This window comes from Hydrogenophaga crassostreae (genome assembly GCF_001761385.1).
GTDB classification, from domain to species: Bacteria; Pseudomonadota; Gammaproteobacteria; order Burkholderiales; family Burkholderiaceae_C; genus Hydrogenophaga; species Hydrogenophaga crassostreae.
The window spans coordinates 1,333,888-1,355,150 of record NZ_CP017476.1 but is presented as its reverse complement, the minus strand read 5'-3'; the positions used below and the strand labels follow the sequence as shown (position 1 = coordinate 1,355,150).

Sequence of the window (21,263 nt, the reverse complement as noted above, 5' to 3'; positions counted from 1 at the left end):
CTTACCTGCCCGCCACAAAGGATCCAAATGCTCCGAAAATTCGCCGCCATTGCGCTGTTTGTCTCTTTCCTGGCGATGTCCAGCTCGGGACTGATGATGTTCGTGATCGAAAAGCCCTCGTTCACCATCCAGATGCACCCTGTGCACAAGCTGTTCGGGCTGATCATGATCATCTCGGTCGTGGCCCACCTGAGCTTCAACTACAAAGGCTTGCTCAACCACATGAAAAACCGCGCTGCTGCCTGGGTGGGAAGTGTGCTGGTGGTGCTTCTGGTCGTGTTGTACGGCGTGGCCATCAACAACCAGGTGCCACCAGATCTCGCACAGCAAATGGATGAAGCGGCGGCACAAGCCGAAAGCCGATAGGGTTCGCCTGCTGCGCTTGGTGGTGCCGTTTTCAACTGCAAGCGCTGGTGGGCAGTTTTTGCACCACTGTTCTGGCTTTTGCGCGACTGGAAACACCGTGTGAGCCGATTACCATTGGGTGATGCAATTTTTTGATGCCGAATCCACACGAGCCGCCCTGCCCTTTGACCGATTGATCTCCGCGCTGCGGGAGCGTTTCGCGGGGGGTTGTGAAGTCCCTGCCCGCCATGTCCATGAAATACTGAGTCCCATTGGCGAAGCCGGTATGGACGCAGCCGGCCGCCGAATCACCTCGCTGATCATGCCGGCCTGGACAGCCGGGCGCTATTACGGCGTCAAAATTGTGAACATTGCGCCGGGCAATGCCAAGCGCGGCTTGCCAGGGTTGCACAGCACCTATCTCCTGTTCGACGGGCGCACCGGCGTTCCCCTGGCCCAGATTGATGGTGACGAAATCACCGCCCGGCGCACCGCAGGCGCTTCGGCGCTGGCAGCTTCCTACACCGCCCGCGAAGATTCAGAGCACCTGCTCCTGGTCGGCGCGGGCCGGGTGGCCAGCTTGTTGCCTGAGGCCTACAGGGCTGTGCGCAAGATCAAGCGGGTCAGCGTGTGGGCACGCCGCGCAAGCGAGGCGCAGGCCCTGGCCACGACTTTGCAACAGCAAGGCTTCGAGGCTGCACCGGTGAGCCATCTTTCTGTGGCCTGTGGCGAAGCCGATATTGTGAGTTGCGCCACGCTGTCCAACGAAGCCCTGGTGCGCGGCGCCTGGTTGCAACCGGGCTCTCACCTCGACCTGATCGGCAGCTTCACCCCCTCGATGCGCGAAGCAGACGATGCCTGTTTTCAAGAGGCCCGGTTGTTTGTGGATACCGAAGAGGCGTTGCAGAAAAGCGGTGACCTGTTGATTCCGATTCAACACGGTGTTTTGCGGGCAGACGATGTGCGCGGCACACTGACCACCCTGTCCAAGGGCGTGGCAACGGGGCGCAAGAACAACGTTGAACGCACGGTATTCAAGTCGGTTGGAACGGCACTGGAAGACCTGGCCGCAGCGGTGCTGGTTTATGAAACCGGAACGCCATCGGCCGGCAAACGGGCCCCCATTGAGCGTCTTTGACCCCCCTTCGCACAAGGGGTTTGGCAAGCGTCCCAAAATGCGTGCATGAACCGCTCGATTTTTCTCATGCCCCTCGCTGCGGCCGCCCTGACCGCAGGCTTGGCGGCGCCCGGTGCCTGGGCACAGACCCGTCAAACCGCAGCCGCATGCCCGGCCTTGCTGAACCACCAGTTTCCGCGCCTGCAAGACGAAGCGCCCCAGAGTCTGTGTCAGTACGCGGGCAAAGTGGTGATGGTGGTGAACACGGCGAGCTACTGTGGTTACACCAACCAGTACGAAGGCCTGGAAGCCCTGTATGCCAAGTACCACAAGCGTGGTCTGGTGGTGCTGGGGTTTCCTTCCAATGACTTTGGCCAGCAGGAACCCGGCAATGCCAAGCAGATTGCCGATCTGTGTTTCAACACCTATGGGGTGAAATTCCCCATGTTCAGCAAGGTCGCCGTGGTCGGACCGCAACGCGCGCCGCTGTATGCACAGCTGTTCAAGTCAACCCAGGTGGCACCCGCGTGGAATTTTCACAAATACCTGATCGCGCGTGACGGCACCACGGTGCGCAGTTTCCCCAGCGCAATGGCACCTGGCAGCGGCGAAATCGCCTCTGCCATTGAGAGTGCGTTGAACTGAAAAATCGGGCGGGCAGGAGAAAAACCTGGCCAACCACGGGAAGCGGTTCAGGCAAACCGACAAGCTCCGTGGGTTGTCCGGCGCGCGGCGTCAGCCGCGTTTCTGGATGGTCTTGCTGAAATAGCGCTCACGCAGTCGGCGCAGGCTGCGGAACATCATGGGTGGCAAAACATCTTGTGAAACGCGCCAGAGGAAGCCTCTGAACTGCTCTTCAGGCCGCTCTTTGAAAATGGTGGTGTGGGTGCCCCCGTCTTCGCTCTTGGGTCTACCGTTGGTGTAGTAGTACAGGGCAAGCGATTTCCTGGTCATGTCTTCCGGACAATTCAAGGCATCTGGGTGCCCGTGAAACGACTCACTGGTGGTCGAAAAAATCGCCAGTCGGTTGAAGATCGGCAAGATTTTGTCGCCACAGAACTTGGCGTCTTTGTCCCACAGCTCCAGCTGCCCACCGTACTCCTCTTTCCAGTCTTTGTTGAGGTACAGCAGGATGTTGATGCGGCGGTCCAGAAAGGTGCTGTCGTGTTTGTTGAAATCGGCATGCAACTTGAGCAAGCCGCCACGGCGAATCTGGTGCAGACCACCGCCGCGCAACAAAGGATCGGGAATCAGATCGGGAATGCCGGTGATCTTTTCCAGGAAGCGCAGAAACGGCAGCGAATGAAATTGGTAAAACATGTTGCGGGTCACGGGCCCGAATTGTTTTTCATTGGCGCAGACCAGCTTGATTTCGGTCTGGCGGTTGTAGTTGTGCCAATCGATTGCACCGGGCTGCGGAAACTCGGCCAGCACCGCTTCTGCCACATCCGGCGGCAGAAAGTTGTCAAGGTAAATGTGGGGAAAAGGCGAGCCTGCCTGGTACCGCTTGGCATTTTCAGCGGCCAGCGTTTCATACCTGGGATCGTCAAAAACAAAACGGTTGTCCAGCAGGTTGGGCCGGGCAACATGGGCCGGCGCAGGCAAGGAGACCGAAGCCTCTGGAGCATCGACGGGCGCAGCGCCCAACAAACCGTCCACAAAGGCCGTCGCTGATCCAAAGGCCTGCGGCCTGTCCAGGGTGGTGGTATTCATGCAGTCATTTCCTCCAAAACGAATGCGCAAGGCTACCGATCACCACGTTAGGAAAGCATAAGGATGGCCTCAAAAGACCCTGCCGTGTGGCGGAATTGCAACTTAAGTAGCACCCCTTGTGGTGATGCAAGCAGCCCAGTGTGCGCAAGAGAAGGAGCGCCTTCAGGGCTCTGACTCGACCAGGCAATACCCCACACCCGGCTCGGTCAGCAGGCGGTGAGGATCGGCGGGATCGTTTTCCAGTTTGGCCCGCAGCTGCCCCATATACAAGCGCAGGTAGTGGGTGTGTGTAGTGAATTCTTCGCCCCACACCTCCACCAGCAGTTGGCGGTGGGTAACCACCTGTCCCGGATGTCGCATCAAACGCGCCAGCAGCTTGAACTCGGTGGGCGTGAGATGAACGGTCTGCCCATGCAGACGAACCCGATGGGCCTCGACATCCACCTCCAGGCCGTCGTGGGCATACCGGGTGACAGCGGGCAACGTCTGGCGCCCTTTGTGGCGCAGGGCCACACGCATGCGTGCCAGCATCTCCCCCACGCTGAAGGGCTTGACCAGGTAGTCGTCCGCGCCAGCATCCAGCAGCCGAATCTTGGGATCGTCTGTGTGTCGGGCTGAAATGACGATCACTGGCGCGCGCTGCTCTGCACGCAGGACACCCAAGAGTGTCTCGCCATCCCCATCTGGCAAGCCGAGATCCAGCAGCACAAGATCGAACTTGCCACGCTCGGCGCCGTGTGCCAGAACCGCCCTGGCATCCGCCAGGCTGGCGGCCGCCGCCACCCGGTAGCCCTCAACTTGCAAAGCCGCACTCAGGGTAGCCCGCAGTTCGCGGTCGTCTTCCACCAACAAAACCTGCAAGCTCATGCGGCACCCCATCCAGACGCGGTGAAAACGGCAGGCGGTTTACCCATGGGCAGGCGGCACTCAAGACTGCAGCCGCCACCTGCACGGGCGCTCAGGGTGAGTTCGCCGCCGTGCACCCGCGCAATGGTGCGACAGACCGCCAAACCCAGGCCCGCGCCCCGCCGCACGCCCTGTTCACTCAACAAGGTGGTGTCGCCTGGCTGGTCAACGCGCTCGAACATCTCAAATACCTTCGCGCGCCAGGCCTCGGGAACGCCATGACCGCGATCTCGCACGGCCAGCAAGAGGCTCGCGCCTTCGCCGGTGGCCACGATTTCGACCGGCACGGCGCTGCCACCGTGTCTGAACGCGTTGTCCACCAGGTTGTCCAGCATCTGGGCCAGCAACACGGCGTCACACCACAAAAGTGGTATCGACCCGTCTACCCGCGCAACAATGGCCCGGCGGGCATCGCGCTGGCGGGCCCTGCGCAGGACTGCGCCAACGATTTCCTCTGCCGACTCCCAGTCCAGGTTCAGGTTCAACCCTGGCGAATCAAGCCGGGCGAGTTGCAACGTGTTGCTGGTGACCCGGGCCAGCTGCTCGGCCTCATCGACGATCACGCCAAGCAAGTGGCGGCGTTGCTGCTCACTCAACCGGTCCGCCTGGTCTTTCAACGAAGTGGCAGACCCCAGGATCGTGGCCAGTGGGGTTCGGTAATCGTGTGAAATGGCAGTGAGCAGTGTGTTTCTGAGTCGCTGCTCATGGACATTTTTTTCCGTCAATGCGGCGGTGCGCATGGCGGAAAAGCGCTCCAGAGCCAGGCCCAGCTGATCGCACATGGCCTGCGCGTGGCTGCGCAAAGACAACGCATGAACATTGGCGGGTACCGGCAGGCGAACAGCCCCGAAGCTTGCGCTCTTGCCGCGCATGGGCAGGTACCACGCGGGGATTTCCGCAGCCATGACAGGGATTTCGCTGCCTGCATGTTGCTTGATCTTGCCCGCCGCGGCCTCCAGCTGGGCGCGAATCGAACCCCCAACCTCACCCAGCCAGGCCCCCTGATCACTGGAGTCGACCGCCAGCGGCGCGACCCAAACGCTCACCGCCTGCCCCACCAGGACCGACAGGTCCTTTTGCAGAGCGGCAGCATAACCACGCGGATCGTCTGCATCCCGAAGCTTTTCTCCCAACCCTTGCAGTTGCTCGGCGCGCAGCGCATAGATTCGCTCGTCGACGGCCAACTGGCGTTGCTGCGCTGTCAGCCAGGCAATGATCCAGCTCAAGCCGACCACCGTGAGCAACAAAAACACGTGGTGTTGATCGAGTGCCAGGGCAAACTCTCCGCGCGGTGACACGAACTCATAGTTAAACACCACGCCCGACACCAGGCTGCTCACCAGCGCCCACAAAGGTGGCAGCCACAACGCCGACAAGGCCGATGCCATCACCGCCACCATGGTGAGGTTGAGCACATCGGTATGCCCGTTGGCAACCCACATGACCAGCCAGGCCACCAGCCACACCAGACCACCGATCCAGGGACGGGTTTGGATCGGCCCGTGACGCCCTACCGAGCCGGACACCACCCAGGCCAAGGCATTCCGCCAGTTGGGCACCTCAGGCTCACCACCGCTGGCGATCTGGGCAGCGATTTCGCTGATCTCGTTCATGGCTTGGCAGGTGAGCGGCTACAAGCGAGGCGTCTAACGCCTCAGGCGGCCGCGGCCTTGCCCAGCTCACGCATCAGCACCTGTCGTCGATCTGCATCAATGAAGGCCGCCTCAAAACTGTTGCGCGCCAGTGTGATGACCTCGTCACGCGACAGGCCCAGCGCCTCTGTGGTTTGCACGAAATTGGTGTTCATGTAGCCGCCAAAATAGGCGGGGTCGTCGGAGTTGACCGTCACACACAACCCGGCGTCAAGCATCTTCTTCAACGGATGATCGCGCAAGTCGTTCACCACGCACAGCTTCAGATTGGACAGAGGACAAACCGTGAGCGGCAATCGCGTATGGGCAAGCTCTGCCATCAGCAGAGGGTCTTGCAGACAGGCCACGCCATGGTCGATGCGATGCACCTTCAGCAGGTCGATGGCCTGCCACATGTATTCCGGCGGCCCCTCTTCGCCTGCGTGGGCGACCAGTTTCAAGCCAAGCTCGCGGCAACGTGCAAACACTCGCTCGAACTTCTCGGGCGGGTGACCGAGTTCGCTGGAATCCAGCCCAACGCCAATGAAGTGTTCGCGGTAAGGCAATGCGGCCTCCAGCGTGGCGATGGCGTCGTCTTCGCTGAGGTGGCGAAGGAAACACAAGATGAGCAAGGCGCTGACCCCCAGTTTTTCTTTGGCGTCGAGGCAGGCGCGCGACAAACCCTGAATCACCGTGGCCATGGGCACGCCACGCGTGGTGTGGGTTTGCGGATCAAAAAACAGCTCGGTATGCACGACGTTGTCGGCCTTGGCGCGCTCGAAGTAGGCCCAGGCCATGTCGTAAAAGTCGGCCTCCTTCAACAACACGCTGGCGCCTGCATAGTAGATATCGAGAAAACTCTGCAAATCAGTGAACGCATAGGCAGCGCGCAGCGCTTCCACACTGGCGTAGGGCAGCACCACGCCGTTGCGTTTGGCGAGCGCAAAGATCAGCTCGGGCTCCAGCGAGCCCTCGATATGGATATGCAGTTCGGCTTTGGGGATGGCTCGTGCGAGCTCTGCGGGGGTCATGGTCATTTCAGATAGGTTGTTGGTTTGGATCGGTTGCCCGTTTGAATGAGGCATCGGTCGGTGGCGCAATGATGTCGTGTCCGGTCCTCAGCAGGTTCCCCAGGTGACACCCAGGCGGGTCAGGTAACGACGGTAGGCGCTTGACATGCGATCGGCCGGGCTGTGCACCTCTTTGCCCATATCAAACCGCCCAATCGGCAACTGTTTGGGCGTTTGCGATTCAACCACCGGTCGGTCTTGTGCAAACACCGTGTCTTGAAACTCGCGCAGATCTTCGTCGTCGGCAAGATCGCCCAGCGTGGCCATGGCGAACCATGCTGTGCAACGGTCAGAACTGTCGGGCCGAATGAACAAGGCAATCGCATTGCTCACCGGGTCTGCGTCGGCCGCGTCTTTGCGCAAGATGGCCGAAAAAGGATGGGGCACGGTGTAACGGTAATTCACCCAGGCGCCACCGTCTGCACCAGCATAGCCTCTTGGCTGCCAGGCTTTGCATGCGTTGGCCTGCAACCCGGCTTCGCTCTCCTCCACCTGGCCAGTCTCGACCTGCGCATGGCTGCGAGCGCCCAGCCAGCCCTCATGCACAAAACCGAAATGGCTCAGATCAAGAAAATTCTCAATCAGCCGCGGCGCGCTGGTGTTCACCTCATAAGGCCCACACACCAGTTGGCGCCACTCGCTGTCTTGCCAGGGTTCAAACGCAGGCGGCTCACCGAGCGCCTCAGGCAGGTTGCCCTCGGGGCGCATCAGGCGCACCCACACAAGGCCAGAAGCTTCGCGCGCCTCATACGGGGTGGCCGCGTGACCCGCTGGCGCCACGAACTCGGGCGCTGCGGGTACATGCACACAACGTGCGCAAGCCGAACCGGACTGCACCGCCGCCGCATCACCTGCGAACTGCCAGCCGTGATACGGACATTCCAGCCGAGCGCCCCGCAAATGGTGAAGCACCCGACCCAATGACAGCTTGGCGCCTCGATGCGGGCAACGATCAGCCCAGGCATGGACCACGCCTTGCCCGCCATCGTGCGCCGGCTCGCGCCACAACACCAGCGATTCACCCAGCAGATGAACGCCGAGCGGCGCATCACGCACCTGGCTGGACGCCACCACAGGATGCCAAATTTGTTTCTCGATCATGACCACATTCTCTACGCAGTTCGTCCAAGAAAAAAGCCGCTGCAACCGCAGCGGCTTTTTTCTAAGCCCTTCGCAGACTCATCAAGCAAGCCAACGAAGGGAAGTCAACCCAGGGCACCGCAGGTCCGGCTTTGCCAGCCTGCCAGTGCCGCCCCCTTGAGGGGGTGACGCGCCAAAGGCGCGGCGCAGGAGTGGGCTCAGTTAGGCACGTTGCCTTCAACGCCCTTGACATAGAACTTCACGCCACCGAGGAAGGCATCATCTGCGACGGCGCCATCGGCCAGCACTTCCTTGCCATCCTGACCCAAGATCGGGCCCTTCCAGATGGAGAAACTGCCGTCTTTCAGGCCGGCCTTGACCTCGTCCACCTTGGCTTTGGCTTCAGCCGGCACGTCTTCGGCGATGGACACCATGTCGATCGCGCCTTCTTTCACGCCCCACCAGATGCCGCCGGTGGTCCAGGTGCCGTTCAATGCATCACCCACGGCCTTCTTGTAGTAAGGCGCCCAGTTGATGACGGCCGAACCCAGGTGAGCCTTGGGGCCATAGGCGGTCATGTCGGAATCCCAGCCGAACGCGCGCTTGCCCTTTTCCTCAGCCGTCTTGAGCACGGCCGGCGAATCGGTGTTCTGGAACAGGATGTCGGCGCCGCCGTTGATCAGCGACGTGGCGGCTTCGGTTTCTTTCGGTGGATCGAACCAGGCGTTCACCCAGACCACTTTGGTCGAGATCTTGGGATTGACCGATTGCGCGCCCAGGGTGAAGCTGTTGATGTTGCGGATCACCTCAGGAATTGGCACCGATGCCACCACGCCCAATGTGTTGGTCTTGGTCATGGAGCCGGCGATCACGCCAGCCATGTACGCGCCTTCGTAGGTACGGCTGTCGTAGGTGCGCATGTTGGCCGCGGTTTTGTAGCCAGTGGCGTGCTCAAACTTCACATCGGGGAAGTCGGCGGCCACTTTGAGCATGGGCTCCATGTAGCCAAACGTGGTGCCGAACACCATCTTGTTGCCTTGGGACGCCATGTCACGCAGAACACGTTCGGAGTCCGGACCTTCAGGCACCCCTTCGACGAAGCTGGTGACGATCTTGTCGCCAAATTCGGCTTCCACCGCTTTGCGCGCGTTGTCGTGCGCGAACGTCCAGCCGCCATCGCCCACAGGGCCAATGTAGGCAAACGCGATTTTCATCGGCTCAGCCTTGGGCGCTTCAGCAACAGCCGCTGCAGGCGCAGGCTCCGCAGGCGCCTCATCCTTTTTGCCGCAGCCCATCAGCGCAGCACTGGCCAGTGCGCTCAGCGCAGCAGCCTTGATCAGGGAACGTTTGTTCAAATCTGTCATGGAATCCTCTTGTTGGAGAGTGGGTGAATGAAAAGGGCGAACAGTGAATTATCTAACCGAAAGGGGCCCGAACAACGGAGATGAAAACGGGTCCGCGCAGCCGTGCGACTTCGGGGCCCGTGGTCATGATCCTGGATAGAAAGGCTTTCCAATCGAGCTGGGCATATTGATTCGGATCCAGGTCGGGTTGCGCGAAATCAGGACGAGGACCACGATGGTGGCGAGGTACGGCATCATGGTCAAGAACTGGCTCGGCACGTTGACGCCCGCACCTTGCAGGTGAAACTGCAGCATGGTGACAAAGCCAAACAGATAGGCACCCAGCAATACACGGGCCGGACGCCAGGTGGCGAAGGTGGTGAGCGCCAGCGCAATCCAGCCTTTGCCGGCCGTCATGCCCTCAACCCACAGCGGCGTGTACACCACCGACACATAGGCGCCCGCCAGCCCGCACAGAGCGCCACCGGCCATCACCGCCATCAAGCGGATGCGGCGCACCGGGTAACCCAGCGCATGCGCCGACTCCGGGCTTTCACCCACGCTGCGCAGCACCAGACCGGCACGGGTCCGGTACAAAAACCAGATCAGGCCAAACGTCAGCGCCACGCACACATAGACCATGGGATGGTGGCGAAACAGCATTGGGCCGAGCACCGGCAAGTCAGACAGCACCGGCAAGGTGTAGTCAAGCGACGCAGGCAACTGGGCCTTCACAAAGCCGGTACCCGCAAAAGCGGAGAAGCCGGCGCCAAACAGGGTGAGCGCCAGGCCGGTGGCGTATTGGTTGGTGTTGAGCCAGATCACGAGCACGCCAAAGACGCCCGCCAGCAGGGCCCCCACAGCCATGCCTGCACCAAAACCGGCCAGGGTGCTGCCGGTTTTCACCGTGACCGCAAAGCCAGCCAGCGCCGCGCACAGCATCATGCCTTCGGCCCCCAGGTTGACGATGCCCGATTTTTCGTTGATCAACAGGCCGAGCGAAGCGATGGCCAGAACAGTGCCCGCATTGAGCGAAGCGCCGATCAGAAGTGCAATGGATTCCATGTCAGATACCTTCCTTGTTGGACGCACTCAGATCAAGCGATGAAACGGTCCCGGGCCAGACCAGCCCCCTTGGGGGGCAGCGACCCGCACAGCGGTGGAGCATGGGAGCGTTCATTTCTTCCAGACAATTCGATAGGCGATCATCGTGTCGCAAGCCAGCAAGGCAAACAGCAACAGGCCCTGGAAGACGCCCGTGATCGATTTGGGCAAGCCAAGGCGCGATTGCGCCAGCTCGCCGCCGATGTAAAACATGCTCATCAGAATCGCCGAAAACACAATACCGACCGGATTCAGCCGGCCCACAAAAGCCACGATGATGGCGGCGAAGCCGTAGCCCACGGGAACATAGGGCGTGAGCTGGCCAATCGGCCCGGCGACCTCCAGCGAAGCCGCCAGTCCCGCTGCCCCACCCGATGTCAACAGAGCGATCCACAAGGCACTGCGCGATGAAAATCCGGCGTACCGCGCAGCGGCCGGCGCCAGGCCGCCGACAACCTGGGCGAAGCCCGCATAGGTGCGAAACAAAAACACCCACACCGCGCCCACACCGGCCAGTGCCAGCAGTAGACCGACGTTGATGCGGGAGCCTTGCATCAGTTTGGGGACCTGGGTGACCGCTTCGAACGTTTTGGACTGGGGAAAGTTGTAGCCGTTCGGGTCTTTCCAGGGGCCGTACACCAGGTAGTTCAATACCTGGATTGCCACATACACCAGCATCAGGCTGACCAGAATTTCATTGGCGTTGAAACGGTCGCGCAGCAGCGCCGTGATGCCTGCCCACACCATACCGCCGGCCACACCCGCCAGGACGATGGCCACCACGATCCAGCGGCTGGTGTCTGGCCCGGCCATCAGGGCCACGCCCGAAGCGCAGATGGCCCCGATCACGTATTGCCCTTCCGCGCCAATGTTCCACACGTTGGATCGAAAGCACACCGCCAGGCCCAGTGCAATGATGAGCAGCGGCGTGGCCTTGACCATCAGCTCAGACAAGGCATATGCGCTCTTGATCGGTTCCCAGAAAAACACCTCCAGACCACGCACCGGATCCTTGCCCAGCATCACGAACAGCATCACACCGATCAACACGGTGATCGCTAGCGCGAGCACCGGCGAGGCATAGCCCCAGCGAACGGAAGGCTGGGGACGAACTTCAAGTCGCAGCATCGACGCGCTCCTTTACCTGGTTTCCATGATGGTCTGGCGCGTCATCCCACAAGCCCGACATCCATTCACCAATCTTCTCGATGGTGGCGTCTGCCCTGTCAAGGCTGGGCGACAGGCGCCCTTTGGCGATCACATGCATGCGATCGCAAATCTCAAACAGTTCGTCTAGCTCTTCGCTCACCACCAGCACCGCGCAACCCGCATCGCGCAGGGCCAGCATTTCACCGCGAATCTGCGCAGAAGCACCCACATCAACACCCCAGGTGGGCTGACTCACGATAAGCAACGTGGGTTTGGCCTCAATTTCGCGCCCCACAATGAATTTCTGCAAATTGCCCCCAGAGAGCGATTTGGCCGCAGCGGCTGGCCCATTGGCCTTGACGTTGTATTGCCCGATGATTTCCACCGCTTGCGCTTTGAGCGTCTTGAGGCCCAGCCAGCCACCTGCACCCACGGCATCGCGCCGGGTGAGCAACAAGTTTTGCGCCAATGAAAGCGTGGGCACTGCGCCGCGCCCCAGGCGCTCTTCTGGCACAAAGTGCAACCCCAGTTTGCGCCGCTTGCCTGGCGACAGTTGAGAAGCCTCCTTGCCGCCTACCTGAATACTGCCCACGGGTGCCCCCCGGTCTTCGCCAGAGAGCGCAAACAACAGTTCGCTTTGGCCGTTGCCCGATACCCCGGCAATGCCCACCACCTCTCCCGCGCGTACGCTTAACGCGATTGCATGCAGATCGGTGCCGAACGGGTCGCCACTGGTCATGCTCAAACGCTGCACATTGAGCACCACCGCTCCCGTCTTCACCTCGCGCACTTCCAGCGCGGCGGGCTCGGCCCCGATCATCAGGCGCGAAAGCGAGGCATTGCTCTCTTGCCTTGGGTCACAAACACCGGTGACCTTGCCTCCACGCAGCACCGTACAGGCGTTGCACAGTGCGCGAATTTCGTGCAGCTTGTGACTGATGTAGAGAATGCTGCAGCCTTCCGAGGCCAGCTTGCGCAAGACGACAAAGAGCTTGTCAACCGCTTGCGGCGTGAGCACCGAGGTGGGTTCGTCGAGGATCAAAAGCTGGGGACCTGTGAGCAGGGCCCGGATGATTTCCACCCGCTGCATTTCACCCACCGAAAGCGTGTGCACCGGGCGTGCAGGGTCGATGTCGAGCCCATACTCTGCGGCTTTTCCGGTGATGCTCGCGCTCACCTCGGGCAGGCTCAGCGACTTGTCCAGCCCAAGCCACACGTTTTCCGCCACGGTGAGCGTCTCGAACAGACTGAAGTGTTGAAACACCATGCTGATGCCCAGGGCCCGCGCCTCTTGCGGGTTGCGCACATGCACTTCGCGCCCATTGAACGCCACCGTACCCTCGTCGGGTTTGACCGAGCCATAGATGATTTTCATCAGCGTCGATTTGCCCGCCCCGTTTTCGCCCAGCACGGCATGGATCTCGCCCGGCATGACCTGCAGGGAGACCGCCTGGTTGGCGATCACACCGGGGTAGCGCTTGGTGATCTTGGTGAGTTGAAGTCTTGGCGTGGTCATGCAGGCGGCTTTCAGGTTCAGGCAGCGGCAAAGGCTTCGGGGTCGGCTTTGCGCAGTGCGGCGGCAACAGCCTTGATTTGCTCGCGCAACCAGCGGCCAGCGGCCGACGAATGGGTGCGCTCGTGCCACAACTGGTAATACATCATGCGGGGAAACTGCACCGGGCAGGGCAAAATCTGAACCGGCAAATGGTCAAGAAACCGTTCGCAGTAGTGGCGCCCGGTGGTCAACACCAGCAGGCTCTCGGCCACCATGGCCGGGATCTGGCCGAAATGGGGGCATCGCGCCACCACATTGCGCATCAGGCCCTGGCTCGCCAGGTGATCGTCGATCACACCCCGCGCGCCAGGATGGGTCGGCATGGGAGCGATATGGTCCACCGCCAGCCAGGCTTCCGTATCCCAGCCACGCTTGACCGACGGATGGTGGTTGGCCACCAGGCTCACCACCTCGTCGCCAAAGAGGCGTCCCAAATGCAAATCATCGGGGGGCTTGAGCCAGTTGCCGATCACCACATCGACCTGACCCTGTGCCAGCTGGTGGCGGTAGTCGGCATCGGCCGACAATGGAAAGATGTCGATCCTGCACCCGGGTGCCTGCGATTTGAGCTGGGCCACCAGCTGGGGCAGAAAAACGGGATCAAGGTAATCACTTGCGGCCAGACTGAAGGTATGGGCAGTGGCAGCCGGGTCAAAACTGCGGGCGTCCGAGAACAGCATTTCGGCCGACCGCAAGATGTGGGCGGCAGGCTCCACCATGCGCAGTCCCGCCTCGGTGGGCACCATTCCCGAACCCGAACGCACCAATAAGGGATCACCAGCCAGCTCACGCAGCCGCTTCAGCGCCGCACTCACCGCAGGCTGGTACATGCCCAGGCGCAGTGCAGCACGCGATACGCTGCGCTCGGTCAGGACCGTGTGCAGCACGCGAATCAGGTGCAAGTCAATTTTGTCGAACATTGACATGTATTTCATATCACCCTGGCATATACGAAAATGGCGAGGAGAACATTTTGCCCATACGGTAGAGCATATGTTGTGCCAGCCACTTGCGGGCTATGCTGGCGCACATGAAGTCTCAAAAATCAGCACAAACCCTGAGTTTTTTGCACCGAGGGGCCCCGGTGGCGCTGCGCAATGTACCACCCGACCGCACGCTGCTGCAGGTCTTGCGCGACGATCTCAACCTCAAGGCCACCAAAGAAGGTTGCGGGGAAGGTGACTGTGGCGCCTGCACAGTGGTTTTGGCCGAAGCGGTCAACGGTCAACTGGAATACAAAGCCATCAACAGCTGTATTCGCCTGGCGCATTCGGTCAATGGCATGGCGGTATGGACCGCCGACGACATCGCCGCACCATCGATCGCCAGCACCGGGTCATCAGGGTTGCACCCCTGCCAGGAGGCCCTGGTGCAAAACCATGGCAGCCAATGCGGCTTTTGCACCCCCGGGTTTGTGATGAGCCTGTTTGGCATGTACCAGAACAACCCCGGCGGGCAAGGCATCACGCGCGAAAGTGCCCAGGCCGATCTCTCGGGCAACCTGTGCCGCTGCACGGGGTACCGGCCCATTCTTGAGGCCGCGGTCACGATGGGGGGCGTGCCGCTGCCCGCCGAATGTGTGGTCGATGAGCCGGCCACCGTCCAGGCGTTAAAAAGCATCAAGGGCAAAGCACCCTCCATCGAGGGCGATGCAAACTACCTGCGCCCCACTTCGCTCCATGCCCTGCTGCAAGCCCGGGCTCTGCACCCCAAGGCCCAGCTGGTGGCAGGCTGCACCGATGTGGGTTTGTGGGTCACCAAACACCACCGCAAATTCGAGCAGGTGATTGACGTGACCGCGGCGCGCGAGCTGCGTCGGGTGGAAACCTACCCGAACCACATCGCGATTGGCGCCGCTGTGTCGCTCACCCAGGCTTTCACTGCTCTGGTGAAAGAGCGCCCCCAGTTGCTGAGCTTCAGCCGCCGCTTTGCCGGCTTGCCCGTGCGCAACTCGGGTACGTTGGGCGGCAATGTGGCCAATGGATCGCCAATTGGTGACTCCATGCCACTGCTCATCGCGCTGGGTGCCAGCGTGGTGCTGATGCGCTGGAGAACATCCGGACAAGGCGGCGAAGCGGTTCACCGCGAGCTTCGGCTGGAAGACCTCTATACCGGCTACCGCACCAACGTGATGCGCCCGGATGAACTGCTGGCCTGGATCAAGGTGCCGCGTCCCGTCGGGGGTGCTTTGGAAAAAGTCTACAAGATCAGCAAGCGTTTCGATGACGACATTTCGGCTGTCTGTCTGGCGATACAGATGACCATCCAAGACGGGATGGTTCAGCAGGTGTCCATCGGCGCCGGCGGCGTGGCTGCCACACCTGTTCGCGCCAGGCAAACCGAAGCGGCCCTTCTTGGCCAGCCATGGAACGCCGACACCGTGATGGCCGCACAAGCCGCGTTGCGCAGCGAGTTCCAACCCATCTCCGACATGCGCGCCAGCGCAAACTACCGCCAGACGGTTCTGGGCAACCTGCTGCAGCGCTTCTGGCTGGAAAGCCAGGGTACAACCGCCATCAACCTGGAGAGCTTGAATTCTGTGGAGGCCCTGGCATGACCGAACCCACATTCCCCCGAGCTGCGGGCCACTCCCGTTTCCATGAAAGCGCACGCGCCCAGGTCGCCGGCCGGGCGCACTATGTTGACGACATCGCCGAAGTGCGCGGCACGCTGCATGCCGCGCCGGTCTGCTCGCCCGTTGCCCATGGTATTTTGCGCAAGCTCGATGCATCCGCCGCGCTGGCGCTGCCCGGCGTGCGCGCCGTGATCGACGCGAGCGACGTTCCAGGCGACACCACCCTGGCCGCCTTCGGCCACGACGAACCGGTTTTTGCACTCGACACGGTGCAGTTCGTGGGACAGGTTGTGGCCTTGGTGGTGGCCGACGATGTGATGACGGCGCGGCGCGCAGCGCGTTTGGTCAAGCTCGACATCGAGCCACTGCCCGCCGTGCTCAGCGTGCATGAAGCCCACGCGCTGGAGCACTACGTATTGCCCGAGGTGCACGTGAAGCGCGGCGATGCAAAGGCCGCCTTGAAGCGTGCACCCCACACGATCGAAGGCCACTTTGAAGTCGGCGGCCAGGAGCATTTTTATCTGGAAGGCCAGATCGCCTATGTGTTGCCACTGGAGCAGCAGCAGTGGTGGATCTACAGCAGCACCCAGCACCCGGGCGAGGTGCAGCACTGGGTGGGCCACGCGCTCGGCATCGCCAGCCACGCCGTGACCGTTGAATGCCGGCGCATGGGCGGCGGATTTGGCGGCAAAGAAACGCAGGCGGGACACCTGGCCGTGTGGGCGGCAGTCGCAGCGAACAAGCTGCAATGCCCGGTCAAACTCCGGCTCGATCGCGACGACGATTTTCTGATCACAGGCAAGCGCCACCCCTTTGCCTACCACTACCGCGCAGGGTTTGATGCGACAGGCCTGCTGAGTGGACTGGAGCTGGAGATGCTGGCCAACTGTGGCTTCAGCGCCGACCTGTCGGGCCCTGTGGCAGACCGTGCTGTTTTTCACGCCGACAACGCCTACTTCCTGGAAGACGTGGCCATTGCCAGTTACCGCTGCAAGACAAATACCCAAAGCCACACCGCGTTCCGTGGCTTCGGCGGGCCACAGGGCGTGATCGTGATCGAGCGCATTCTGAGTGACATCGCAAGCGTGCTCAATCTGGACCCTTTCGATGTACGGCTGCGCAACCTGTATGGCATCGAGGAGCGCAACGTCACCCACTACCAGATGAAGGTAGAAGACAACATTCTGGAGCCCATGCTTTCGCAACTGGCACTCTCCAGCGGCTACCGCGAGCGGCGCGAACAGATCGCCGAATGGAATACCCGCAGCCCTGTCATCAAGCGTGGCCTGGCGCTGACACCCGTGAAGTTCGGCATCAGCTTCACGGCCACGCTGTTCAACCAGGCAGGCGCCCTGGTGCACGTGTACACCGATGGCAGCGTGATGGTGAACCACGGTGGCACGGAAATGGGCCAGGGGCTGAACACCAAGGTGGCGCAGATCGTGGCCGATGAACTGGGCGTGCCGTTTGAACGGGTCATGAGCACAGCCGCCGATACCAGCAAAATCCCCAATGCCAGTGCCACTGCGGCCTCGGCCGGTACCGACCTGAACGGCCGCGCAGCGCAATTTGCAGCCCGACACGTGCGGGACAACCTCGCCGCTTTCGTGGCAGGGCTGGACGGCGTGGGCGCTGGTGCGGTCCGGTTCCAGAATGGGCAGGTTTTGACCGAGGTGACCACCCGCCGGTTTGAAGACGTGGTCGGTGCGGCCTACGCCAACCGCATCCAGCTCTGGAGCGACGGCTTTTACCGAACGCCCAAGATCCACTATGACAAAACCACGCTCACCGGCCGCCCGTTCTATTACTTTGCCTACGGCGCCGCCTGCAGCGAAGTGGCCATTGACACGCTCACCGGCGAGAGCCGCTTGCTCAAGGTTGACATCCTTCACGACGTTGGCCGCAGCATCAACCCGGCCATCGACATTGGCCAGATCGAAGGCGGCTTCGTGCAGGGCATGGGCTGGCTGACCACCGAGCAACTGGTCTGGAACGACAAAGGCCTGCTTTCGACCCACGCCCCCAGTACCTACAAAATTCCGGCCACCGGCGACGTTCCCGCCCACTTCCGGGTGGATCTCTGGCCCGAACCGAACCGCGAAGACAACGTGTACGGCAGCAAGGCCGTGGGCGAGCCGCCATTCATGCTGGCGATCAGCGTGTTTGAAGCGCTGCGCGATGCCGTGGCGCAGGCAGGTGGTGACCCCCACCTCATGAATGCACCGGCCACGGCCGAGGAAGTGTTGGCCGCCATCGGTTGAAGTCCGCTCGCGGTCGTCTGTCCATGTGACCGCAGCCCGGGCTGTTTGTTGAACCCACTCGCCAATGGTGGTTAATCGCGCCAAAAGGGTATCCAATAGGCACATGATCAGAATCCATCTAGATGTCGAGCTGGACTACGTTGTGGACCCTCAAGGGGCCGACTTCGTATTCAACATCCACGCCGCCCATACGCCATGCCAGTGGGTCTCCAATGAGCAGCTTTCCATCAATCAGCCGATTGATGCGCGCGTGCACACCGACCCCACCAGTGGCAACCGCTACATGCGCATGCGCGCTCAGGGAGGCCCCTTGCAGGTGCGCTATTCCGCCATGGTCGACATTACCCACCACCAGGCGGACCCGAACACCATCGGCGAGGTACCCGTGCACCTGCTGCCGCCCGAGACCATGGGCTATATCTACCCCAGCCGCTATTGCCAGTCCGACCGCTTGTTGCGATTGGCCTACAACGAGTTCGGCCAGCTTCCCCAGGGCTATATGCGCGTGCTGGCCATTCGCGACTGGGTCACCCGGCATGTGGCCTTCACCTCGAATACCTCGAATGGCAATACCTCGGCAGCAGACACGCTCATCGAGCAGGTTGGCGTCTGCCGGGATTTCGCCCACCTCATGATCGCCTTGTGCCGGGCCTGCAACATACCTGCCCGTTTCGCCACGGGCACCGACTACGGAGCCGATCCCGCGCTGGGCCCACCCGACTTTCATGCCTACGTAGAGGCCTATCTGGGTGATCGCTGGTACATCTTCGACCCATCAGGAACCGCCATCCCTATGGCTTTCTTGCGATTTGGCACCGGGCGCGACGCCGCCGACGTGGCATTTGCCACCATTTTCGGCAGCGTGCAGACAGTGGCCCCCTTGATTCACGCCACGGCGGTTGAAGACGCCTCACTGGGCATCGTGCTGCCACACCACAATCAAATGGCGCTGTCGACAGACCAGGGTATATCCCTTCACCGCTGACCCCCATTGCCTGGAAACACCGCATCCGGTCGCCTGTCACCGATGCAAAGGTTTGACAAATCGCAACACGGTCGACGTGCAGAAGGCGTTTAATCGCGGAACCATGCTTTTGCTTGCGCATCTGGCACCCGGTGCATGGGGTCTGCTACCGGCATCCTGAACAAGCCAGGCGAATTGTCCACCTCGAGTTGTCGGGCCCTCGGGGTCAAATCTTTCTTCAACAGGCCTGTCAATCCAACAGAAAACACAATGAAAAACACACGACGCACCTTCATGATGACCGTGGCCGCCGGCGGCGCAGCTCTGGCGCTGGCCTCCCGCGCGCAAGCAGCCGACATGCTGGATGAAAAAACACCTCAGGCCGCTGCGCTGGGCTATGTCGCCGACACCACCAAAGCCGATGGCAAGAAGTATCCCAAGCACGCTGCCGACCAGGGTTGCCACAATTGCGCCCTTTTCCAGGGCAAAGCCACCGACGCCGCTGGCGCTTGCCCCCTGTTTGCGGGCAAACAAGTGGCCGGCAAAGGCTGGTGCAGTGCCTGGGCCAAAAAGGCCTGATCTTCACCAAACGCCGCTGCAGAACACTTCTTGCGGCCTGAAAGGGCCCGGCCAGTGCGCGCCGGGCCCTTTTACTTGGCGAACAGGCGAGCGATATCGCTGAAGGCCTTCAGCTCGATGGCATTGCCTGAGGGATCCTGAAAAAACATGGTGGCCTGCTCACCGGGCTCACCTTTGAAGCGGATGTAGGGTTCGATGACAAACTTCGTCCCGGCAGCCTTCAAGCGTTCGGCCATCGCCTCCCATTCGGCCATGGGCAACACCATGCCGAAATGCCTTACCGGAACACCATGACCGTCTACGGCGTTGAGTGAAGCGCTGCCCGCTTCGTTGGGCGCGAGATGGGCCACGATCTGGTGGCCATAAAAATTGAAATCGATCCACTCCGGCGAACTCCGCCCTTCAGGGCAACCCATCACGCCGCCATAAAAGCCCCTCGCGGCGGCCAGGTCATTCACCGGAAAGGCCAGATGAAACGGCGACATCAAGGCCGGGTTGGTGGCGGGCGCCTGCATGGCGGGGGGGGAAGCGATGGCTGCGCTGATCATGCAAAAGACTCCTGACAGAGGAACGACAAAGACCCTATCGTAAGGCGCCCAGAGCAAAAACGAAAAGGCCGACGGGCGCATGCACGGCGCCCGATCGGCTTTTTTTGGGGGGCGGCCCGGCAGCGGACCTGAGCGCAAGTCTCAGAAGCCTTCGAGCACGATCTTGCCGCGCGAACGGCCGCTCTCCAGCAACGCATGGGCGCGCTTCAGGTTGGTCGCGTTGATGGCGCCAAAATGCTCGCCCAGCGTGGTTTTCAACTGGCCAGCGTCGATCAGCCCGGCGACTTCGGTCAACAAGTTGTGCTGCTCGATCATGTCGGGGGTCTGGAACATCGAACGGGTGTACATGAACTCCCAGTGCAGCGACACCGCCTTGCGCTTGAGCGCACCGATGTCCACCGAGCCCTTGGCCGGATCGTCGATCAGGCCGAATTTGCCTTGTGGCGCGATCAGCTCGGCAATTTGTTCAAAGTGTTGGTCGGTGTTGGTCAGGCTGGCCACATAGTCGGGCGCGGCCAGGCCGGCCTTTTGGATTTCATCGGCGAGCGGCTTGCTGTGGTCGATCACATGGTGTGCGCCCAGATCTTTCACCCACTGCGTGGTCTCGGGGCGCGATGCGGTGCCGATCACGGTCAACCCGGTCAGCTGGCGGGCCAGCTGCGTCATGACCGAACCCACGCCACCGGCCGCGCCGATGATCAACAGGGTTTTGCCTTTGGAGGCATCACCCCGCGCGATACCAAAACGGTCGAACAGCATTTCATAGGCCGTGATGGTGGTCAGCGGCATGGCCGCAGCCTCGGAATCGCTCAGCGATGCCGGCGCCAATGCAGCGATGCGCTCGTCCACCAGGTGTTGCTCCGAATTGGCGCCCGCACGGTCGATGGCACCGGCGTACCAGACGCGGTCGCCCACTTTGAAAAGCGTCACATCGCTGCCCACAGCGCGCACCGTGCCCACCACATCCCAGCCGAGCACTTTCCACTGGCCAGCATCGGCACTCACATTGGCGCGCACCTTGCTGTCCACGGGGTTCACCGCGATGGCGCGCACGTCCACCAGCAAATCGCGCGGGCCGGGCGTCGGCGCGGGCAGTTCAACGTCTTGCAAGGACAACACGTCGGTGACGGGCAAAGCAGCTTGGTAAGCAATGGCTTTCATGAAGGGCTCCAGTGGGTATGAAAAGGCGAAAACAACGGTTTTGGTAGAAAATCAATACGCTGCTGGAAATCCGACAAACCCATGATATGGCCTTGAAAACCGGCAGCGACAGGGCTATTGTGGTGAAAACACTGCCGTCAATCGACCCCCTGCCCATCGAAT

General features: G+C 61.4%; 19 protein-coding genes. 7 read left to right on the top strand and 12 right to left on the bottom strand.

Annotated features, from left to right (window positions below; all coding sequences use genetic code 11):
* The first annotated feature begins 27 nt into the window (after positions 1–27).
* The 3 genes from LPB072_RS06335 to LPB072_RS06325 all read left to right on the top strand — a co-directional run bounded on the left by LPB072_RS06335 (position 28) and on the right by LPB072_RS06325 (position 2,107).
* Positions 28–366, top strand: coding sequence for a DUF4405 domain-containing protein (locus LPB072_RS06335; protein WP_066092876.1), 339 nt, complete (start codon positions 28–30; stop codon positions 364–366).
* A 121-nt stretch (positions 367–487) separates the two neighbouring features.
* Positions 488–1,483 (top strand): bifunctional Delta(1)-pyrroline-2-carboxylate/Delta(1)-piperideine-2-carboxylate reductase, encoded by a 996-nt coding sequence (lhpI, locus tag LPB072_RS06330; protein ID WP_066092873.1) that lies wholly within the window; start codon positions 488–490, stop codon positions 1,481–1,483.
* 45 nt (positions 1,484–1,528) lie between these two features.
* On the top strand, positions 1,529–2,107 hold the full coding sequence (locus LPB072_RS06325) for a glutathione peroxidase (protein WP_066092870.1): 579 nt from the start codon (positions 1,529–1,531) through the stop codon (positions 2,105–2,107).
* A gap of 90 nt (positions 2,108–2,197) precedes the next feature.
* On the opposite strand, the gene LPB072_RS06320 is transcribed toward LPB072_RS06325, so the two are convergent.
* The 10 genes from LPB072_RS06320 to LPB072_RS06275 all read right to left on the bottom strand — a co-directional run bounded on the left by LPB072_RS06320 (position 2,198) and on the right by LPB072_RS06275 (position 13,948).
* Positions 2,198–3,175 carry a 2OG-Fe(II) oxygenase gene (locus tag LPB072_RS06320; RefSeq protein ID WP_082877028.1) on the bottom strand — a complete coding sequence of 326 codons (978 nt, stop codon included), beginning with the start codon at positions 3,173–3,175 and terminating at the stop codon, positions 2,198–2,200.
* Between the two features lie 162 nt (positions 3,176–3,337).
* A complete protein-coding gene (locus LPB072_RS06315; RefSeq protein ID WP_082877027.1) occupies positions 3,338–4,042 on the bottom strand; it encodes a winged helix-turn-helix domain-containing protein in 705 nt (234 codons plus the stop codon).
* Positions 4,039–5,694, bottom strand: a complete 1,656-nt coding sequence (locus LPB072_RS06310) for an ATP-binding protein (RefSeq protein WP_082877026.1) — start codon at positions 5,692–5,694, stop codon at positions 4,039–4,041. The genes LPB072_RS06315 and LPB072_RS06310 overlap by 4 nt, the downstream gene beginning before the upstream one ends.
* 41 nt (positions 5,695–5,735) lie before the next feature.
* Positions 5,736–6,743, bottom strand: coding sequence for an adenosine deaminase (locus LPB072_RS06305; protein WP_082877071.1), 1,008 nt, complete (start codon positions 6,741–6,743; stop codon positions 5,736–5,738).
* Positions 6,744–6,830: 87 nt separating this feature from the next.
* Positions 6,831–7,883 carry an aromatic ring-hydroxylating oxygenase subunit alpha gene (locus LPB072_RS06300; protein WP_066092864.1) on the bottom strand — a complete coding sequence of 351 codons (1,053 nt, stop codon included), beginning with the start codon at positions 7,881–7,883 and terminating at the stop codon, positions 6,831–6,833.
* Between the two features lie 197 nt (positions 7,884–8,080).
* Positions 8,081–9,226 carry a BMP family ABC transporter substrate-binding protein gene (locus LPB072_RS06295; protein WP_066092861.1) on the bottom strand — a complete coding sequence of 382 codons (1,146 nt, stop codon included), beginning with the start codon at positions 9,224–9,226 and terminating at the stop codon, positions 8,081–8,083.
* 123 nt (positions 9,227–9,349) lie between these two features.
* Positions 9,350–10,270, bottom strand: a complete 921-nt coding sequence (locus LPB072_RS06290) for an ABC transporter permease (RefSeq protein ID WP_066092858.1) — start codon at positions 10,268–10,270, stop codon at positions 9,350–9,352.
* Between the two features lie 111 nt (positions 10,271–10,381).
* Positions 10,382–11,437: an ABC transporter permease gene (locus LPB072_RS06285; protein ID WP_066092855.1), complete on the bottom strand. Its 1,056-nt coding sequence runs from the start codon at positions 11,435–11,437 to the stop codon at positions 10,382–10,384.
* On the bottom strand, positions 11,424–12,974 hold the full coding sequence (locus LPB072_RS06280; RefSeq protein WP_066092852.1) for an ABC transporter ATP-binding protein: 1,551 nt from the start codon (positions 12,972–12,974) through the stop codon (positions 11,424–11,426). Before LPB072_RS06280 ends, LPB072_RS06285 begins: the two co-directional genes overlap by 14 nt.
* Positions 12,975–12,991: 17 nt before the next feature.
* Positions 12,992–13,948 (bottom strand): LysR family transcriptional regulator, encoded by a 957-nt coding sequence (locus tag LPB072_RS06275; protein WP_066092849.1) that lies wholly within the window; start codon positions 13,946–13,948, stop codon positions 12,992–12,994.
* A 95-nt stretch (positions 13,949–14,043) separates the two neighbouring features.
* On the opposite strand from LPB072_RS06275, the gene xdhA reads away from it, so the two are divergent.
* The 4 genes from xdhA (at position 14,044) to LPB072_RS06255 (ending at position 19,392) form a co-directional block, all read left to right on the top strand.
* Positions 14,044–15,570: a xanthine dehydrogenase small subunit gene (xdhA, locus tag LPB072_RS06270; protein ID WP_066093577.1), complete on the top strand. Its 1,527-nt coding sequence runs from the start codon at positions 14,044–14,046 to the stop codon at positions 15,568–15,570.
* Positions 15,567–17,849 (top strand): xanthine dehydrogenase molybdopterin binding subunit, encoded by a 2,283-nt coding sequence (gene xdhB, locus LPB072_RS06265; protein ID WP_066092846.1) that lies wholly within the window; start codon positions 15,567–15,569, stop codon positions 17,847–17,849. Before xdhA ends, xdhB begins: the two co-directional genes overlap by 4 nt.
* Positions 17,850–17,952: 103 nt before the next feature.
* Positions 17,953–18,834 carry a transglutaminase-like domain-containing protein gene (locus LPB072_RS06260; protein ID WP_066092843.1) on the top strand — a complete coding sequence of 294 codons (882 nt, stop codon included), beginning with the start codon at positions 17,953–17,955 and terminating at the stop codon, positions 18,832–18,834.
* Between the two features lie 249 nt (positions 18,835–19,083).
* Positions 19,084–19,392, top strand: a complete 309-nt coding sequence (locus LPB072_RS06255; RefSeq protein WP_066092840.1) for a high-potential iron-sulfur protein — start codon at positions 19,084–19,086, stop codon at positions 19,390–19,392.
* 71 nt (positions 19,393–19,463) lie between these two features.
* Here the strand turns inward: LPB072_RS06255 and LPB072_RS06250 are convergent, their stop codons facing one another.
* A complete protein-coding gene (locus LPB072_RS06250; RefSeq protein WP_066093572.1) occupies positions 19,464–19,907 on the bottom strand; it encodes a VOC family protein in 444 nt (147 codons plus the stop codon).
* A gap of 174 nt (positions 19,908–20,081) precedes the next feature.
* Entirely contained in the window at positions 20,082–21,101 is a 1,020-nt protein-coding gene (locus tag LPB072_RS06245; RefSeq protein ID WP_066092837.1) for a zinc-binding alcohol dehydrogenase family protein, read from the bottom strand.
* Positions 21,102–21,263: the final 162 nt, after the last annotated feature.

Coding starts and splice junctions, on each gene's coding strand:
- LPB072_RS06335 (WP_066092876.1), top strand. CDS start 28: ATGCTCCGAAAATTCGCCGCCATTGCGCTGTTTGTCTCTTTCCTGGCG.
- lhpI (WP_066092873.1), top strand. CDS start 488: ATGCAATTTTTTGATGCCGAATCCACACGAGCCGCCCTGCCCTTTGAC.
- LPB072_RS06325 (WP_066092870.1), top strand. CDS start 1,529: ATGAACCGCTCGATTTTTCTCATGCCCCTCGCTGCGGCCGCCCTGACC.
- LPB072_RS06320 (WP_082877028.1), bottom strand. CDS start 3,175: ATGAATACCACCACCCTGGACAGGCCGCAGGCCTTTGGATCAGCGACG.
- LPB072_RS06315 (WP_082877027.1), bottom strand. CDS start 4,042: ATGAGCTTGCAGGTTTTGTTGGTGGAAGACGACCGCGAACTGCGGGCT.
- LPB072_RS06310 (WP_082877026.1), bottom strand. CDS start 5,694: ATGAACGAGATCAGCGAAATCGCTGCCCAGATCGCCAGCGGTGGTGAG.
- LPB072_RS06305 (WP_082877071.1), bottom strand. CDS start 6,743: ATGACCCCCGCAGAGCTCGCACGAGCCATCCCCAAAGCCGAACTGCAT.
- LPB072_RS06300 (WP_066092864.1), bottom strand. CDS start 7,883: ATGATCGAGAAACAAATTTGGCATCCTGTGGTGGCGTCCAGCCAGGTG.
- LPB072_RS06295 (WP_066092861.1), bottom strand. CDS start 9,226: ATGACAGATTTGAACAAACGTTCCCTGATCAAGGCTGCTGCGCTGAGC.
- LPB072_RS06290 (WP_066092858.1), bottom strand. CDS start 10,270: ATGGAATCCATTGCACTTCTGATCGGCGCTTCGCTCAATGCGGGCACT.
- LPB072_RS06285 (WP_066092855.1), bottom strand. CDS start 11,437: ATGCTGCGACTTGAAGTTCGTCCCCAGCCTTCCGTTCGCTGGGGCTAT.
- LPB072_RS06280 (WP_066092852.1), bottom strand. CDS start 12,974: ATGACCACGCCAAGACTTCAACTCACCAAGATCACCAAGCGCTACCCC.
- LPB072_RS06275 (WP_066092849.1), bottom strand. CDS start 13,948: ATGAAATACATGTCAATGTTCGACAAAATTGACTTGCACCTGATTCGC.
- xdhA (WP_066093577.1), top strand. CDS start 14,044: ATGAAGTCTCAAAAATCAGCACAAACCCTGAGTTTTTTGCACCGAGGG.
- xdhB (WP_066092846.1), top strand. CDS start 15,567: ATGACCGAACCCACATTCCCCCGAGCTGCGGGCCACTCCCGTTTCCAT.
- LPB072_RS06260 (WP_066092843.1), top strand. CDS start 17,953: ATGATCAGAATCCATCTAGATGTCGAGCTGGACTACGTTGTGGACCCT.
- LPB072_RS06255 (WP_066092840.1), top strand. CDS start 19,084: ATGAAAAACACACGACGCACCTTCATGATGACCGTGGCCGCCGGCGGC.
- LPB072_RS06250 (WP_066093572.1), bottom strand. CDS start 19,907: ATGCAGGCGCCCGCCACCAACCCGGCCTTGATGTCGCCGTTTCATCTG.
- LPB072_RS06245 (WP_066092837.1), bottom strand. CDS start 21,101: ATGAAAGCCATTGCTTACCAAGCTGCTTTGCCCGTCACCGACGTGTTG.